Genomic DNA, 17,728 nt, shown 5'->3' with positions numbered 1-17,728 from the left:
AATTCTCTTTGCTGGGGCCCCACCCGCAAGGATGACTAGAACTGAGAAAAGCTTGATTTAAGCGCCTTATCAGTTCAGTCAGCTACTGCGAATTTGCTAAATAGCATGATTATATTATTTATGTCCCAGAGTGCTGTAATAAAAGTGACGTTATTTAATTGGAATAATTTTTCATGAAGAATAGCAATGATTGCAATTCTATACCTAAGTCAATATGATGAACTTGTACACTATTAGGTACTTCTATTCTAGTTGGTGTGAAATTTAAAATACCATTAATATTTGCTTCAATTAACTCATTTGCCACACGTTGCGCTACACTTTCTGGCGTCGTTAAAATAACAACATTAATATCTTTGTCAGCAAGAACTTGTTTTAATTCGTTCATATGATGGACAGTCACATCACCAATCTTATTTCCGACAATGTGCTCATCAACATCAAAAGCCTCTGTAATGGTCATTTCATCGTGAATTGAAAAGTTATACGTTAAAAGTGCTCTACCTAAATTACCAACACCTACCAATGCAATGTGTATATTATCGCTATCACTAAGTGCCGTTTTAAAGAATTCTAATAAACTATCTATATTGTAACCATAACCTTTTTTCCCTAATTCTCCAAAATATGAGAAATCTCTACGAATGGTTGCTGATTCAATATTTAATGCCTCGCTAATCGCTTTTGAATTCACTCTGTCTATGCCTTTTGATTTTAACGTGTTAACGAATCTGTAATATAAAGGTAATCGTTTCAAAGTTGCCCGTGGAATTTTAGATTTATTTTGAGCCATTTAAAATGCCCCCCTTTCGTTTGAATTTTATAATCTATGTATCCAAACTATTTTGAGTGCTAAACGTTTTAAATTTTTAAAATTTTCTTATGTCCTATTATGAATACTGGAATATTATACCTTAACGCATTTTAAAAATAAATAACTTAGTTTCAAGAAACTAAGTAATATGGTAAAATATAGAGTAATATACAACTTAATTTCGAGTAATAAACTTACAAATAGAAAGGTGAAACCTGAATGATACTCTTGCAATTAAATGACATTTCGAAATCATTTGATGGTGATGATATTTTCACACGTGTGAATTTCGAAGTAAAGACAGGCGAACGAATCGGAATCGTAGGTCGTAACGGTGCTGGAAAATCAACCTTAATGAAAATTATTGCCGGTGTTGAAGATTACGATAGCGGCCATATTTCTAAAATTAAAAATTTACGAATGGGTTACCTTACCCAACAAATGACGCTTAATTCATCCGCTTCAGTGTTTGAAGAAATGTCTAAACCATTTGAACATCTCAAAAAGATGGAACGCTTAATTAAAGAAGAAACGAACTGGCTCGCTGATCATGCATCTGACTATGATTCTGATGCCTATCAACAACATATGGAACGTTATGAATCATTAACCAATCAATTTGAACAACTCGATGGTTATCAATATGAAAGTAAAATCAAGACAGTTCTACATGGTTTAAATTTTACCGAAGATGATTTTGATAAACCTATTAACGATTTTAGTGGTGGTCAAAAAACACGATTATCATTAGCACAAATGTTATTAAATGAGCCAGATTTATTACTATTAGACGAACCTACAAACCATTTAGATTTAGAAACAACAAAGTGGTTAGAAGATTATTTAAAATACTTCAAAGGTGCCATCGTCATCATCAGTCACGATAGATACTTCTTAGACAAGATTGTCACGCAAATCTATGATGTGGCACTTGCTGATGTTAAACGTTATGTAGGCAATTACGAGCAATTTATCGAGCAACGTGATAAGTATTATGAAAGTCGCATGCAAGAATATGAACGTCAACAAGATGAAATTAAGCGATTGGAAACCTTTGTAGAAAAGAATATTACACGTGCCTCAACAAGTGGTATGGCAAAAAGTCGTCGCAAAACATTAGAAAAAATGGAACGTATCGACAAACCAATGCTAGACGCAAGAAGTGCCAATATTCAATTTGGTTTCAATCGAAATACAGGAAATGACGTGATGCACATTCGCAATCTTGAAATTGGCTATGATGCGCCTATAACATCTCCAATTAACATAGAAGTCACGAAAGGCGATCATATCGCAATCATAGGTCCTAATGGTGTAGGTAAAACGACGCTAATTAAGACAATCGCACAACGACAAGATCAAATAGACGGTAATATTACCTTTGGTGCTAATCTACAAATTGGCTATTATGATCAAAAGCAAGCAGAATTTAAATCCAACAAAACAATTCTCGACTATGTTTGGGATCAATATCCAACTATGAATGAAAAAGACATACGCGCTGTATTAGGACGTTTCTTATTTGTACAAGATGATGTTAAAAAAATTATTAACGATTTATCTGGTGGCGAAAAAGCACGATTACAATTAGCACTCCTTATGTTACAAAGAGATAACGTCTTAATCCTTGATGAACCTACAAACCATTTAGATATTGATTCTAAAGAAATGCTTGAACAAGCATTAAAAGATTTTGAAGGAACGATTCTATTCGTTTCCCATGATCGATACTTTATTAATCAATTAGCTAATAAAGTCTTTGATTTAAATATAGATGGCGGTCAGATGTATCTTGGAGATTATCAATATTATATTGAGAAAACAGAGGAAGCTGCTGCATTAGAAGCATTTGAAAATGAACGTAATGATGATAGCAAGAATAATGTTTCCAATCAAAACGTAAACAATATCACTATCAATACGTATGATTCACAAAAACAACAACGCCGTGAGCAACGTAAATTAGAACGTCTCATTGAAGAATGTGAATCTAAAATTGAATCCTATGAAAATGAAATCGCTCAAATTGATGAACAACTGACGCAACCTGATGTATTTAATAATCCTGAAAAAGCTTCATCATTAGCGAATCAAAAACAAGAAACCGAACAGAAATTAGAACAAGTTATGACCGAATGGGAAAATTTACAAGAAAATGTTTAAAACGCATTAATCTTAAAATAGCTAGAAAGTATTTTATAACTTTTTAGCTATTTTTTTTAATCAATTTCAATAAAAGTTATAAACAGTTAAAATGCGATAATGCCAACTATCCACAAAGTTATCCTACTTATCCACAAGATATTTTTGATTCATTTACCATTTTTTTACACAAAATTAATCTGCTATCCACATTGTTAAGAACCTTTTATCCACAACTTATACACTTAATGTTGATAAGTACAAATGTTCCCTATTGACCTTTATCAAATGATGTTTCTTCAAAAATAAAACCTCTTATAACATAAGCATTACAATGCTAACGTTCATAAGAGGTTTCTTATCGTAAAATAAATTTTTAAAATCATTTAAGCATCTATTGTTGCTTCTTCTATGTCCATGTTATTTTCGCCATTTAAATCTAAATGAGCTGTAACGCCTGCTTGATAATAGTAGTATGCCGCTGCGCCGATCATTGCTGCATTATCCGTACATAATTTAGGACTTGGAATAGACAAATGGATATTATTTGCTTCACATAAATGTTGTAAACGTTGACGAAGTCCTTTGTTACTTGCAACGCCACCAGCAACGATAAGTCTATTCACATTATATGCCTTACATGCATTCATCGCTTTAGTACTTAATACATCTACGACACTATTTTGAAAACTAGTTGCCACATTTTCTTTAACAATCGTTTCATTTTTTTGTCTTAAATCATGCAGTTTGTTGATTACAGCACTTTTCAAACCACTAAAACTAAAATCATAACTATCTTTTTCTAACCATACTCTTGGAAAATCATACGTATCTTGACCTTGTTGTGCTAATTTGTCAATTTGTGGTCCACCCGGATATGGTAAATCAATTGTTCGTGCCACTTTATCATAGGCTTCACCCACTGCATCATCTCTTGTCTCTCCAATAACTTCAAAATGCATATGAGATTTCATATACACGAGTTCAGTGTGACCTCCAGATACGATTAACGCGATTAAAGGAAATGTTAATGGTTCTTCTAAATGATTAGCGTAAATATGACCAGCAATATGGTGTACAGGAATAAGTGGTTTATCGTAAGCAAAGGCTAGTGCTTTTGCTGCATTAATACCAATCAGCAATGCCCCAATTAATCCTGGACCTTGAGTTACAGCTATTGCATCTATATCATGCATCGTGATGTTTGCAGATATTAGCGCTTCATCAATAGTTGTTGTAATACCTTCCACATGATGTCGACTGGCAACCTCTGGCACAACACCTCCAAAACGCTTATGACTCTCAATTTGGCTAAGTACAATATTGGATAAAATTGTGTTGCCATCCTTAATGACACTTACACTTGTTTCATCACAACTTGTTTCAATTGCTAATATTAATGTTTCTTTATTCATTTAAGTTCACCCACATAACCATTGCATCCTCGCCTTCTCCATAATAATTTTTACGTTTACCACCAAATTGAAAACCCAAATTAGTATAAACGTGTTGTGCTATGACATTATCAACTCTAACTTCTAAACTCATTACTTCACATGTATGCTTAGCATAATCCATAACATATTTTAACAATAATTGTCCCAGCCCATATCCTCTGTAATCTTTACGAATAGCTATCGTTGTTATTTGAGCTTGATCAATAACAATCCATAGCCCTAGATATCCGATAATTTCATTTTCAAAAAGAATTACAAAATATTTAGCAAAGTTATTTTCATTTAATTCATGATAAAATGCATCTATCGTCCATGAACTATCATTAAAACTGTCACGTTCTATATCAAATACATTAGGAACATCATCAACTTGCATCGCTCTAATTGTTAATTCTGATTCTGTTGGTTTAGCCAATTTCTTTCTGCCTCTGATAATTTAATATAATTTGGAACAAATGTATGAATATCTTCACTTTCAGTTAAAAGTGGTTTCATTGCAGGTGCATATGGTAAGTGACTTTGTATTTCTCCATCAAGGTAGTTTGATAATTTATCAGCATCTTTACCAATATAGACAAATGGTTGTTTGAAATCAGTCAATTGTTGTTTTAATTCTTGAATTGGTAAATATTGATCTTCTAAAATTGTCTTTAATTTTCCATCTTCATATTGATAAACACCTGTATAAACCGCTTCTCGACGTGCATCAATAATAGGAACCAATAACCTTTGGTCGCTTTCATCCATTGTGGCAGCTAATGCTAATAAAGACGATACGCCATATAATTTTGCATTTAATGCATATGCTAACGTTTTAGCAGTTGTAACACCAATTCTTACACCTGTATATGAACCTGGCCCCTTAGCAACTACAATACCATCAATCTCGCTTTTATCAATTTTCGCTTCTTCAAATAAATGTTGAATACCAGGCATAAGTTGACTAGAATGATCTTTTTTATTTTCGGTAGTCATTTCAGACAATACGGTATGATCTTGCATGATTGCGATTGACATCGGTTGATTTGATGTATCAATCAGTAATAAATTCACTTTCAACTTCCTCCTTAACGTTCAAATAATGTGTCCCTATGCCATTTAATTCAATCGTTCTTTGCGTTTCGTTAACAGTATCTATATTAATGATTAATCGTTCTTCAGGTAATAAATCATAAATAAATTGACTCCACTCAATAACAGTGATGCCTTCATCTTGAAAATATTCTTCAAAACCTAAGTCCTCATCTGAATCTTCCAAACGATAGCAGTCCATATGATGTAGCTTTAAATGACTACCTCTATAAGATTTTATAATATTAAATGTCGGAGAATTAATATTACGTTTAACACCTAAATGTTTACCTATAAATTGAGTTAGCGTTGTTTTACCTGCACCAAGATCACCATTTAATAAAATGACATCACCAGGCTTTAAGTGTCGAACTAACACATTAGCGAATTGATCTAATTCATCCAAGTTATTAATCGTTATCATTAGTCCCACTCTCTCTACTTATTTTATTAACTAAATTATATTGCTATATTTTTGATTTTAAATGACTTAATTTTCCTAACACAATTGAATTAAGCCATAACAATTTAACTTAATAAGTATAACAAATTCCTCTAGCAATTTCCCTATAAGGAACATAAATTTGAAAAAGGATTGATGTTAGAAAATTCTTAAAAATTATATTGACTTAATAAACACTGTGTAGTAAATTAAGTTTATCGAATTTTTAAACAATTCTAACTATTTAAATATAACCATTCAAGGAAGGAGTATATTAAAATGACTACAATGACACATCAAGCATATAATCCGACTGACAATTTAATTATTTTATTATACTCTCAAGGGCTGGAACTTTAGTATCTTTCAATTACTAAATGTTTAAGTCCTATTTCTCATTGAATGGGACTTGTAGACGTCCCAATCACAAATTGGGACGTCTTTTTATGTGTAACAAACTTAATGTGTTTTATGGGGGAATTATTTATGAGAAGTGACATGATAAAAAAAGGTGATCAACAAGCACCTGCTCGAAGTCTTTTACACGCCACGGGCGCACTTAAAAATCCAACAGATATGAATAAACCTTTTGTAGCGATTTGTAATTCTTATATCGACATTGTACCTGGACATGTCCATTTAAGAGAACTGGCTGACATCGCGAAAGAAGCAATACGTGAGGCAGGCGCAATTCCTTTTGAATTTAATACGATTGGTGTCGATGACGGTATCGCTATGGGACATATTGGAATGCGATACTCACTCCCTTCTCGAGAACTTATTGCAGATGCTGCTGAAACTGTTATTAATGCGCACTGGTTCGATGGTGTATTTTACATTCCTAATTGCGACAAAATCACACCTGGTATGATATTAGCTGCCGTAAGAACCAATGTACCAGCAATATTCTGTTCAGGTGGCCCTATGAAAGCTGGATTATCTGCTCAAGGGAAAGCATTAACATTATCATCCATGTTTGAAGCAGTTGGTGCTTTTAAAGAAGGTAAACTTTCGAAAGAAGCATTTTTAGATATGGAACAAAATGCTTGCCCTACTTGTGGCTCATGCGCAGGCATGTTTACAGCAAATTCAATGAATTGCCTAATGGAAGTGTTAGGTTTAGCACTACCTTATAACGGTACAGCTTTAGCAGTTAGTGAACAAAGAAGAGAAATGATTCGTGAAGCGGCCTTTAAATTAGTTGATAATATTAAAAAAGATATTAAGCCACTTGATATTGTGACTAGAGAAGCAATTGACGATGCATTCGCACTGGACATGGCGATGGGTGGTTCCACTAACACGGTATTACATACTTTAGCGATAGCAAATGAAGCTGGCATTGACTATGACTTAGAGCGTATCAATGAAATTGCTAAGAGAACGCCTTATTTATCTAAGATTGCACCAAGTTCATCATATTCAATGCACGATGTACACGAAGCTGGTGGTTGTCCAGCTATCATAAATGAATTAATGAAAAAAGAAGGCACTCTACACCCAGATAGACTTACAGTGACTGGACAAACGCTCCGTGAAAATAATGAAGGTAAAGAGATTAAAAACTTTGAGGTCATTCACTCACTTGACAATCCATATGATAAACAAGGTGGTCTCTCTATCTTATTCGGAAATATTGCGCCTAAAGGTGCCGTAATTAAAGTTGGTGGTGTTGACCCTTCTATCAAAACATTCACTGGTAAGGCAATCTGTTTCAACTCACATGATGAAGCAGTCGAGGCCATTGATAACAAAATCGTTCGTGAAGGTCACGTCGTTGTTATACGTTACGAAGGACCTAAAGGAGGACCAGGAATGCCTGAAATGTTAGCACCTACCTCTTCAATTGTAGGTAGAGGATTAGGTAAAGACGTTGCATTAATTACTGATGGTAGATTTTCTGGAGCAACAAGAGGTATTGCTGTTGGACATATTTCACCAGAAGCCGCATCAGGTGGTCCTATTGGCCTCATTAAAGACGGTGATGAAATTACGATTGATTTAATCAATCGCACTTTAGATGTTAATCAAACTGAAGAAGAACTTAATCAACGCAAAAAAGAACTACAACCTTTTAAAGCTAAAGTAAAATCAGGTTATTTAGCGAGATATACCGCTTTGGTTACGAGTGCAAACACTGGTGGCATAATGCAAGTTCCCGAAAATCTTATCTAACTAGAGGAGTTGTTCATCATGGCAAATAAAATGGAAAGTAACGTCGTTAGTTCATCAACTACGGCACATTCAAATCAATCTAATCTGAAAGCAGACGTCAATAGTAACGAGAATCACACACTAAGAGCGGGCTCAGAACTTTTAGTTGAAGCCCTATTACATGAAGATGTTGACTTTATTTTCGGCTATCCTGGTGGTGCAGTTTTACCTTTATACGACACGTTTTATGATGGTAAAATTAAACACATTTTGGCAAGACATGAGCAAGGTGCGACACATGCTGCTGAAGGCTATGCTAGAGTATCTGGCAAAACTGGTGTAGTCGTAGTTACAAGTGGTCCTGGCGCTACAAATGCAATTACAGGTATTACAGATGCTTATTGTGATTCCCTCCCCTTGGTGGTATTCACAGGACAAGTAGCAACGCCAGGTATTGGTAAAGATGCCTTTCAAGAGGCAGATTTACTTTCTATGACAACACCAATCACGAAGGCGAATTTCCAAGTTAAAAATGTAAACGATATTCCTAGAATTATTCATGAAGCATTTTACTTAGCTAATTCAGGTCGTAAAGGCCCAGTCGTTATAGATTTCCCTAAAGATATGGGTGTGCTAAAAACAACTGCACCACTTGTAAGTGACGTGAATTTACCAGCCTATACAGTTACTGAAGAACCTCAGAATAAAGACATTGATCAATTAGTTCATTATCTATCTAAGGCCAAACAACCAGTAGTCTTAGCAGGTGCAGGGATAAATCATTCGCAATCCAACGATTTATTAACGCAGTTTGTAACGAAACATCAAATTCCAGTAGTGACTACACTATTAGGCTTAGGTGCGATTCCATACGATAATCCATTATTTCTAGGTATGGGTGGTATGCATGGATCTTACGCTAGCAATATGGCTTTAACTGAATGTGATTTATTACTTAATTTGGGTAGTCGATTCGATGATAGACTTGCAAGCAAACCGGATGAATTTGCACCGAATGCTATTGTTGTTCATGTGGATATTGATGAATCGGAAATCAATAAAGTGATTGCCACTGATTTGGGAATTGTAGCTGATTGTAAACAGGTATTGACAGCTTTGTCTCATAAGTTTAAAAATGAAACTTCTCATGATGAATGGGTTCAACATTGTCTTGAAAATAAAAGCAAACATCCTTTTAAATATACAGTGGCAGATGACACATTTTGTAAGCCTCAAAAGGCGATTGAATATATTGGGCAAATTACACACGGTGAAGCCATCGTTACTACTGATGTTGGGCAACATCAAATGTGGGCGGCTCAATTCTATCCTTTCAAACATCATGGTCAATGGGTTACAAGTGGCGGATTAGGTACGATGGGCTTTGGTATTCCTTCTGCGATTGGTGCTCAATTAGCTGAACCCGACAAAACTGTTATCTGTTTCGTTGGTGATGGTGGGTTCCAAATGACGAATCAGGAAATGGCATTACTTCCTGAATACGGACTTAATGTAAAGATCGTTCTTATTAATAACGGAACCTTAGGTATGGTCAAACAGTGGCAAGACAAATTCTTTAACCATCGATTCTCTCATTCCGTATTTAATGATCAACCTGACTTCATGAAAATGGCGGAAGCTTATGGTGTCAAAGGTTACTTAATTGATCATCCCGATAAATTAACAGCGACACTTGATGAAGCATTTAATTATCAAGGGCCTGCATTAATTGAAGTTAGAATCTCACCTACCGAACCAGTTAATCCTATGATTCCAAGTGGCAAAGCGAACCATGAAATGGAGGGATTAGAATGAAACGCGTTTTACAGTTAAAAGTCACAGACCAAGTAAGTACGTTAAATAGAATCACGAGCGCCTTCGTTCGACTACAATATAATATAAACGAACTGACAGTTAAGCCATCAGAAGACAACGGTATTTCTGATATGCAAATTATTGCTAACATTGAAGATGAAGCAATTTTTAAAATATTAGTAGCCAAATTAAAAAAACAAGTCAGTGTATTAGAAGTTCAAGTTATCAACCAGCAATAAAGTAAATTCTACATTGATGCGCTAGTACAAATAAACAAAACATGACTAACATCACATTTTATAAATAATAGTATATCTATAATTTTGAGAATATTCAAAATATTGAAATTTTAAATTTTTGGAGGAATGTATTATGACTAAAGTTTATTATGATCAATCAGTTGAGAAAGATGCATTACAAGGTAAAAAAATCGCAATTGTAGGTTACGGTTCACAAGGACATGCACATGCACAAAATCTTAAAGACAATGGCTATGACGTTATTGTAGGTATCCGCCCTGGTCATTCTTTTGACAAAGCTAAAGAAGACGGATTTGATGTGTATCCAGTCGCAGAAGCCGTTAAACAAGCTGATGTCATCATGGTATTATTACCAGATGAAATTCAAGGCAATGTATATAAAAACGAAATTGAACCTAATTTAGAAGCAGGAAATGCCTTAGCATTTGCACACGGATTTAACATTCACTTTGAAGTTATCAAACCACCGAAAGATGTCGATGTCTTCCTAGTAGCACCTAAAGGACCTGGTCACTTAGTAAGACGTACGTTCGTTGAAGGAACTGCAGTGCCGGCATTATTCGGTGTACAACAAGATGCTACTGGTCAAGCACGCGATATTTCTTTAAGTTACGCAAAAGGTATTGGTGCTACGCGTGCGGGTGTCATTGAAACAACATTTAAAGAAGAAACAGAAACTGATTTATTCGGTGAGCAAGCTGTACTTTGTGGTGGTATCCATAAATTAATCCAAAGTGGTTTTGAAACACTTGTTGAAGCGGGTTATCAAAAAGAATTAGCTTATTTCGAAGTATTACACGAAATGAAATTAATTGTTGATTTAATGTATGAAGGCGGAATGGAAAACGTTCGTTATTCAATCTCAAACACTGCAGAATATGGCGACTATGTTTCAGGGCCTAGAATCATTACATCGGATGTCAAAGATAATATGAAAGCTGTATTAAAAGATATTCAAAATGGTAATTTTGCAAATAGTTTTGTTAAAGATAATGAAAATGGCTTTAAAGAATTTTATAAATTACGCGAACAACAACACGGTCATGAAATTGAAGCTGTTGGTCGTGAGTTAAGAAAAATGATGCCATTCATTAAATCTAAAAGCATTCAAAAATAATAGCTAAGGGGTTGTTAAAGATGGAAAGCCATATTCAAATTTTCGATACGACTTTAAGAGATGGTGAACAAACACCAGGCGTTAATTTCTCTTTTGATGAAAGATTAAAGATAGCTAAACAGTTAGAGACATGGGGTGTAGATATACTAGAGGCTGGGTTTCCCGCTTCTAGTACTGGTAGTTTTAAGTCTGTTCAAGCAATTTCAAATACATTAACTCAAACAGCTGTATGTGGATTAGCGCGTTGTAAGAAATCAGATATTGATGCTGTTTATGAGGCTACGAAAGATGCTGTAAAACCAGTTATTCATGTGTTTATAGCTACCTCACCTATTCATTTAACGCATAAACTCAAAATGACTCAAGAACAAGTATTGGAATCAATTAAAGAACATGTCACGTATGCTAAACAATACTTCGATGTCGTTCAATTTTCACCAGAGGATGCGACTAGAACAGAATCAGATTTCTTAATCAAATGTGTACAAATGGCAGTTGACTCTGGTGCAACGATAATTAATATTCCAGACACTGTTGGTTACAGTTATCCAAATGAATATGGTCAAATTTTTAAAACCTTAATTGAGCACATAAAGACGAACCAAGACATTATTTATAGTGCACATTGTCATGACGATTTAGGAATGGCAGTTGCAAATAGCTTAGCTGCAATTGAAAATGGTGCTACTCGAATAGAAGGAACAGTTAACGGCATTGGTGAACGAGCAGGCAATACTGCGCTAGAAGAATTAGCGTTAGCGCTATATGTACGAAAAGACCATTATGGTAATGAAACGCGATTAAATCTATCAGAAACCAAAAACACATCCGACATTATATCACGCTATGCTGGTATACGTGTACCAAGAAATAAAGCCATTGTGGGTCAAAATGCTTTCAGTCATGAATCTGGTATTCATCAAGATGGCGTTCTAAAAAATCCAGAAACATATGAAATTATGACACCACAACTTGTTGGTATACGTAAAAATGATTTACCGCTTGGCAAATTATCAGGTAAACACGCTTTTGCTGAAAAATTAAAATCATTAGGATATGATATTGAACCTCAAAATCAAGTTGAATTATTTAAACAATTTAAAGCTATAGCTGATAAGAAGAAAAGTGTTACAGATCGTGATATACACGCACTGATTCAAGGTTCTGAACATGAACAAAATGCAATATATCAAGTCGAAACACTGCAATTACAATTTGTGTCAAACGGTTTACAAAGTGCTGTCGTCGTTATCAAAGATAAACATGGTAAGTTATATCAAGATTCAAGTATTGGTACGGGATCAATTGTGGCTATATATAATGCAGTTGATCGAATTTTCAAGCATAAGAGTGAACTCATTGAATATCGAATTGATTCAGTCACTGAAGGTACTGATGCTCAAGCTGAAGTTCATGTGTCATTAAATATAGAGGGTCATACCGTTAATGGTATCGGTATTGACCATGATGTATTATATGCCTCTTGCAAAGCATATGTAGAAGCGCATGCAAAATATGCGAGTGAAATTCAAAATAAGGAGCGTAATCATCATGCCTTTTAAAATAGTAGCTTTACCCGGTGATGGCATAGGTCCAGAAATATTAAGTGGAACGTTAGAACTATTAGAACAAATAAGTAAAAAATATCAATTTAAGTATCAGTTGAAGTCGTATGACTTTGGTGGTGCAGCCATAGATTCGCAGGGTGTTCCCCTACCAGATGATACTTTAGAAGCGTGTAAAAATGCAGATGCAATTTTACTGGGAGCTGTAGGTGGTCCACAATGGACAAACCCTAATAATAGACCTGAACAAGGCTTATTGGCATTGCGGAAATCATTAGGATTATTCGCTAACATACGTCCTACTAAAGTTACAGACGGTACAAGCCACTTCTCTCCAATAAAAGAAGAACGTGTCAAAGGAACTGATCTTATTATAGTAAGAGAGTTAACTAGCGGATTATATTTCGGTCAACCTCGACATCTTGATGACCTTAGTGCATTAGATTCATTAACTTACACTAAAGACGAAATTCAACGTATTGCGAAGGTTGCATTTGAATTAGCATTAAATCGAAAGAAAAAATTAACATCAGTTGATAAAGAAAATGTACTAGCTTCGAGTAAGCTTTGGCGTCAAACAATCGATGAAGTTAGCTTGGATTATCCAGAAGTAGAAGTAAACCATTTATTAGTTGACGCGTGTAGTATGCACTTAATTACGCGACCTACCGATTTCGACGTAATTATAACCGAAAATTTATTTGGAGATATTTTAAGTGATGAAGCTTCTACTATACCTGGTTCTCTAGGTTTATCCCCTTCTGCTAGTTTTAGTTTAGAAGGGCCAAGATTATATGAGCCTATTCATGGTTCAGCACCTGATATTGCAAATCAAAATATAGCTAATCCATTTGGTATGGTTCTTTCTTTAGCAATGTGTTTGCGTGAAAGCTTTAACTTTGAAGATGCCGCATCAGAACTAGAACAATTGGTATATCAGTTAATTAAAGAAGGAAAAACAACACCAGATTTAAATGGCCAATATACTACGTCAGATATTTTTAACGAACTAAAAAAGAATTATGAATAAGGAGGAGTACTTTTATGGGACAAACGTTATTCGATAAAGTTTGGAATAAACATGTTTTAACCGGTAATGAAGGTGAGCCTCAATTATTATATATAGATTTGCACTTAATTCATGAAGTGACTTCTCCTCAAGCTTTCGAAAGATTGAGACTACAGAACCGTAAATTAAGACGTCCTGATTTAACATTCGCAACGTTAGACCACAATGTTCCTACCATTGATATTTTTAATATTAAAGATGAAATTGCAAATAAACAAATCACAACACTTCAAAAAAATGCAAAAGCATTTGGCGTTCATCTCTTTGACATGGGTTCAGACGAACAAGGTATTGTTCATATGGTTGGTCCAGAAACTGGTCTTACTCAACCAGGAAAAACAATTGTCTGTGGTGATTCACATACTGCTACACATGGTGCTTTTGGTGCAATCGCCTTTGGCATAGGAACAAGTGAAGTAGAACATGTATTTGCTACTCAAACGCTTTGGCAAACGAAACCTAAAAACTTAAAAATAGATGTCACAGGTCAACTACCAAAAGGTGTCTACGCCAAAGATATTATTTTGTATCTTATTAGTAAATATGGGGTGGATTTTGGCACAGGCTATGCTATAGAGTTTACGGGTGAAACAATCAAAGCGTTATCCATGGAAGCTAGAATGACGATTTGCAATATGGCTATAGAAGCTGGCGCTAAATATGGATTAATGCAACCAGATGAAACAACATTCGATTACGTCAAAGGTAGAATGTATGCTCAAAATTTTGAACGTTCTATTCATGATTGGCGTAAATTATATACTGATGAGGACGCTCAATTTGATAAAGTTATTCAACTCGATGTCACACATCTCGAACCACAAGTGACATGGGGCACAAATCCAGAAATGGGTGTTAGTTTTAATACACCTTTTCCACAAATTAAAAATATTAATGATGAGCGTGCCTACCAATACATGGGTCTTAAACCAGGCCAAAAAGCAGAAGATATTGATTTAGGTTATGTCTTCTTAGGTTCTTGTACAAATGCAAGACTATCGGATTTAATAGAAGCTAGTCACATCGTTAAAGGTAATCAAGTTCACCCTAAGATTACTGCAATCGTTGTACCAGGCTCTCGTTCTGTTAAAAAAGAAGCTGAAGCGTTAGGTTTAGATAAAATCTTCAAAGAGGCTGGATTCCAATGGAGAGAACCTGGTTGCTCAATGTGTTTAGGTATGAATCCAGACCAAGTACCAGAAGGCATTCATTGTGCTTCTACAAGTAATCGTAACTTTGAAGGAAGACAAGGTAAAGGTGCGAGAACGCATCTTGTGTCCCCTGCTATGGCAGCTGCTGCCGCTATCAAAGGAAAATTTGTAGATGTTAGAAAGGTGGTTGTTTAACAATGGATATTCAACCTATTACAACCTACACAGGTAAAGTTGTACCATTATTTAACGACAATATAGATACCGATCAAATTATTCCTAAAGCTCATCTTAAACGCATTACTAAAAGTGGATTTGGACCATTTGCGTTTGATGAATGGCGATATCTACCAGACGGTTCAGATAATCCAGATTTTAATCCAAACAAACCTGAATATGCAGGTGCTTCTATTTTAATAACTGGAGATAATTTTGGTTGTGGCTCAAGTCGAGAACATGCTGCATGGGCTTTAAAAGATTATGGATTTAATATTATTATAGCTGGAAGTTTTAGTGACATCTTTTATATGAATTGTACAAAAAATGGCATGCTACCGATAACTTTGAATGAAGATGAAAGAAAATATTTAGCATCTCAGAAAGAAATTACAGTGGATTTACCACAACAGACAGTTTCAGCAAATAATAAATCATTCAAATTTAAAATCGATGAAACGTGGAAACATAAATTAGTAAATGGACTAGATGATATCGCCATTACATTGGCGTATGAAGATTTAATAGAACAATATGAAAATAAAAATAAAGGTTGAGATACTATGACTGTAAAAACAACAGTAAATGCTAAAGATGTAGATAATGCATATTTACGAATTAAAGATGTTGTTAAAGAGACACCTCTACAATATGATCTCTATCTTTCGCAAAAATATGATTGTAACGTCTATTTAAAAAGAGAAGATTTACAATGGGTACGTTCATTTAAACTTAGAGGTGCATATAATGCCATTTCGGTATTAACTGATGAGGCTAAAGAAAAAGGTATTACATGTGCCAGTGCCGGAAATCATGCTCAAGGTGTGGCATATACTGCTAAAGCACTAAATTTACAAGCAGTCATATTTATGCCAGTGACCACACCTCTTCAAAAAGTTAATCAAGTTAAATTCTTTGGTTCAAAAAATGTTAAAATCGTGCTAACTGGAGACACCTTTGATGATTGTTTAAAAGAAGCTTTAGCTTATACTAAACAAAATCATATGACCTTCATTGATCCTTTTAATAACTTCAACACAATCGCTGGTCAAGGCACGCTTGCAAAAGAAATTTTGAATCAGTCAAATCATGATGCTATCACTTTTGACTATTTATTCGCTGCAATTGGTGGTGGCGGTTTGATTTCAGGTATAAGTACGTATTTAAATCAATATAGCCCTCAAACTAAAATAATTGGTGTTGAACCTACTGGCGCTAGCAGCATGTATGAATCAGTAGTTGTACAAAATAAAGTTGTTACACTCGACCATATTGATAAATTTGTAGATGGCGCTTCTGTAGCACGTGTAGGTGATATCACATTTAATATTGCTAAGCAATATGTTGACGACTATATTCAAGTAGATGAAGGAGCAGTCTGTTCAACTATCTTAGATATGTACTCTAAACAAGCCATCGTTGCAGAACCTGCAGGTGCATTAAGTGTAGCAGCATTAGAGAATTATAAAAAAGAAATTCGAGGTAAGACTGTAGTATGCGTCATTAGTGGTGGTAATAACGATATTAATCGTATGAAAGAAATCGAAGAGCGTTCATTACTTTATGAGGAAATGAAACATTACTTTATACTTAACTTTCCTCAACGTCCTGGTGCACTCAAAGAATTTGTAAATGATGTTTTAGGACCACAAGATGATATTACTAAGTTTGAATACTTAAAGAAAACTTCTCAAAATACGGGTACTGTTATTATTGGCATTCAGCTGAAAAATCACGATGACCTTAATCAACTCAAATCTAATGTCCATAATTTTGATCCATCAAATATTTATATTAATGAAAACAAGATGCTGTATTCACTTTTAATTTAATGATATAACACTCCCATTGATCTGTATGGGAGTGTTATTTGTGTACATTTAGTTCAACACAAGCGCTCACATCTTTCTTCCTTTTCTAAAATTGCTTGCTCTTTTAGCTCTACTAAACTCGCTTCTCAATTTTCTCAATTCATCAGCTTCAAGCGCTTTCTCTTCGTTAAGCCATTATACATATATCATTAAACCTTCGGTTTGATTTTTAAGCATAAAAAAAGAGACCTTACGGTCTCGATATCGGCTCATCGCATCCTTACGATTTGCCTGGCAACGTCCTACTCTAGCGGAACGTAAATCGGCTACCATCGGCGCTAAGAACCTTACTTTACTTCGAGGCAAGCGCTCACATCTTTCTTCCTTTTCTAAAATTGCTTGCTCTTTTAGCTCTACTAAACTCGCTTCTCAATTTTCTCAACTCATCAGCTTCAAGCGCTTTCTCTTCGTTAAGCCATTATACATATATCATTAAACCTTCGGTTTGATTTTTAAGCATAAAAAAAGAGACCTTACGGTCTCGATATCGGCTCATCGCATCCTTACGATTTGCCTGGCAACGTCCTACTCTAGCGGAACGTAAATCCAACTACCATCGGCGATAAGGAGCTTAACTTCTGTGT

The 17,728-nt window shown here is 34.9% G+C and carries 15 protein-coding genes; 10 read left to right on the top strand and 5 right to left on the bottom strand.

Features of this window, described 5'->3' with window-relative positions; genetic code table 11:
• Positions 1-154 precede the first annotated feature (154 nt).
• On the bottom strand, positions 155-793 hold the full coding sequence (locus tag KA828_RS11495) for a redox-sensing transcriptional repressor Rex (protein ID WP_210126257.1): 639 nt from the start codon (positions 791-793) through the stop codon (positions 155-157).
• A gap of 240 nt (positions 794-1,033) precedes the next feature.
• Between KA828_RS11495 and abc-f the strand changes: the two genes are divergently transcribed.
• On the top strand, positions 1,034-2,977 hold the full coding sequence (abc-f, locus tag KA828_RS11490) for a ribosomal protection-like ABC-F family protein (RefSeq protein ID WP_210126256.1): 1,944 nt from the start codon (positions 1,034-1,036) through the stop codon (positions 2,975-2,977).
• Between the two features lie 365 nt (positions 2,978-3,342).
• On the opposite strand, the gene tsaD is transcribed toward abc-f, so the two are convergent.
• The 4 genes from tsaD to tsaE are packed head-to-tail and all read right to left on the bottom strand — an operon-like array spanning position 3,343 to position 5,908.
• Complete coding sequence (gene tsaD, locus KA828_RS11485; RefSeq protein ID WP_210126255.1) at positions 3,343-4,371, bottom strand: tRNA (adenosine(37)-N6)-threonylcarbamoyltransferase complex transferase subunit TsaD; 1,029 nt, start codon at positions 4,369-4,371, stop codon at positions 3,343-3,345.
• On the bottom strand, positions 4,364-4,828 hold the full coding sequence (gene rimI, locus KA828_RS11480; protein WP_053030439.1) for a ribosomal protein S18-alanine N-acetyltransferase: 465 nt from the start codon (positions 4,826-4,828) through the stop codon (positions 4,364-4,366). The genes tsaD and rimI overlap by 8 nt, the downstream gene beginning before the upstream one ends.
• Positions 4,801-5,466, bottom strand: a complete 666-nt coding sequence (gene tsaB, locus KA828_RS11475; protein WP_075109107.1) for a tRNA (adenosine(37)-N6)-threonylcarbamoyltransferase complex dimerization subunit type 1 TsaB — start codon at positions 5,464-5,466, stop codon at positions 4,801-4,803. Before tsaB ends, rimI begins: the two co-directional genes overlap by 28 nt.
• A complete protein-coding gene (tsaE, locus tag KA828_RS11470) occupies positions 5,447-5,908 on the bottom strand; it encodes a tRNA (adenosine(37)-N6)-threonylcarbamoyltransferase complex ATPase subunit type 1 TsaE (RefSeq protein ID WP_053030443.1) in 462 nt (153 codons plus the stop codon). Before tsaE ends, tsaB begins: the two co-directional genes overlap by 20 nt.
• A gap of 504 nt (positions 5,909-6,412) precedes the next feature.
• Here tsaE and ilvD point away from each other — a divergent pair.
• From ilvD to ilvA, 9 genes are all read left to right on the top strand, one after another.
• On the top strand, positions 6,413-8,101 hold the full coding sequence (gene ilvD, locus KA828_RS11465; protein WP_210126254.1) for a dihydroxy-acid dehydratase: 1,689 nt from the start codon (positions 6,413-6,415) through the stop codon (positions 8,099-8,101).
• Positions 8,102-8,119: 18 nt separating this feature from the next.
• A complete protein-coding gene (gene ilvB, locus KA828_RS11460; protein ID WP_075109109.1) occupies positions 8,120-9,895 on the top strand; it encodes a biosynthetic-type acetolactate synthase large subunit in 1,776 nt (591 codons plus the stop codon).
• On the top strand, positions 9,892-10,134 hold the full coding sequence (locus tag KA828_RS11455) for an ACT domain-containing protein (protein ID WP_075109110.1): 243 nt from the start codon (positions 9,892-9,894) through the stop codon (positions 10,132-10,134). Before ilvB ends, KA828_RS11455 begins: the two co-directional genes overlap by 4 nt.
• A gap of 133 nt (positions 10,135-10,267) precedes the next feature.
• Positions 10,268-11,272, top strand: a complete 1,005-nt coding sequence (gene ilvC / locus KA828_RS11450; RefSeq protein ID WP_210126253.1) for a ketol-acid reductoisomerase — start codon at positions 10,268-10,270, stop codon at positions 11,270-11,272.
• Positions 11,273-11,292: 20 nt separating this feature from the next.
• Positions 11,293-12,834, top strand: coding sequence for a 2-isopropylmalate synthase (locus KA828_RS11445; RefSeq protein ID WP_210126252.1), 1,542 nt, complete (start codon positions 11,293-11,295; stop codon positions 12,832-12,834).
• Entirely contained in the window at positions 12,824-13,867 is a 1,044-nt protein-coding gene (gene leuB / locus KA828_RS11440) for a 3-isopropylmalate dehydrogenase (RefSeq protein WP_210126251.1), read from the top strand. Before KA828_RS11445 ends, leuB begins: the two co-directional genes overlap by 11 nt.
• A gap of 14 nt (positions 13,868-13,881) precedes the next feature.
• Entirely contained in the window at positions 13,882-15,252 is a 1,371-nt protein-coding gene (gene leuC, locus KA828_RS11435; RefSeq protein ID WP_210126250.1) for a 3-isopropylmalate dehydratase large subunit, read from the top strand.
• A gap of 2 nt (positions 15,253-15,254) precedes the next feature.
• Complete coding sequence (gene leuD / locus KA828_RS11430) at positions 15,255-15,830, top strand: 3-isopropylmalate dehydratase small subunit (RefSeq protein WP_053030463.1); 576 nt, start codon at positions 15,255-15,257, stop codon at positions 15,828-15,830.
• Between the two features lie 6 nt (positions 15,831-15,836).
• A complete protein-coding gene (gene ilvA / locus KA828_RS11425; RefSeq protein ID WP_210126249.1) occupies positions 15,837-17,105 on the top strand; it encodes a threonine ammonia-lyase IlvA in 1,269 nt (422 codons plus the stop codon).
• The last annotated feature ends 623 nt before the right edge of the window (positions 17,106-17,728 follow it).

The sequence above is a fragment of the Staphylococcus sp. GDY8P85P genome, from assembly GCF_017892405.1.
Lineage (GTDB): Bacteria > Bacillota > Bacilli > Staphylococcales > Staphylococcaceae > Staphylococcus > Staphylococcus borealis.
Note: the sequence above shows the minus strand (reverse complement) of the source record. Positions and strands in the feature narration are given on the sequence as shown.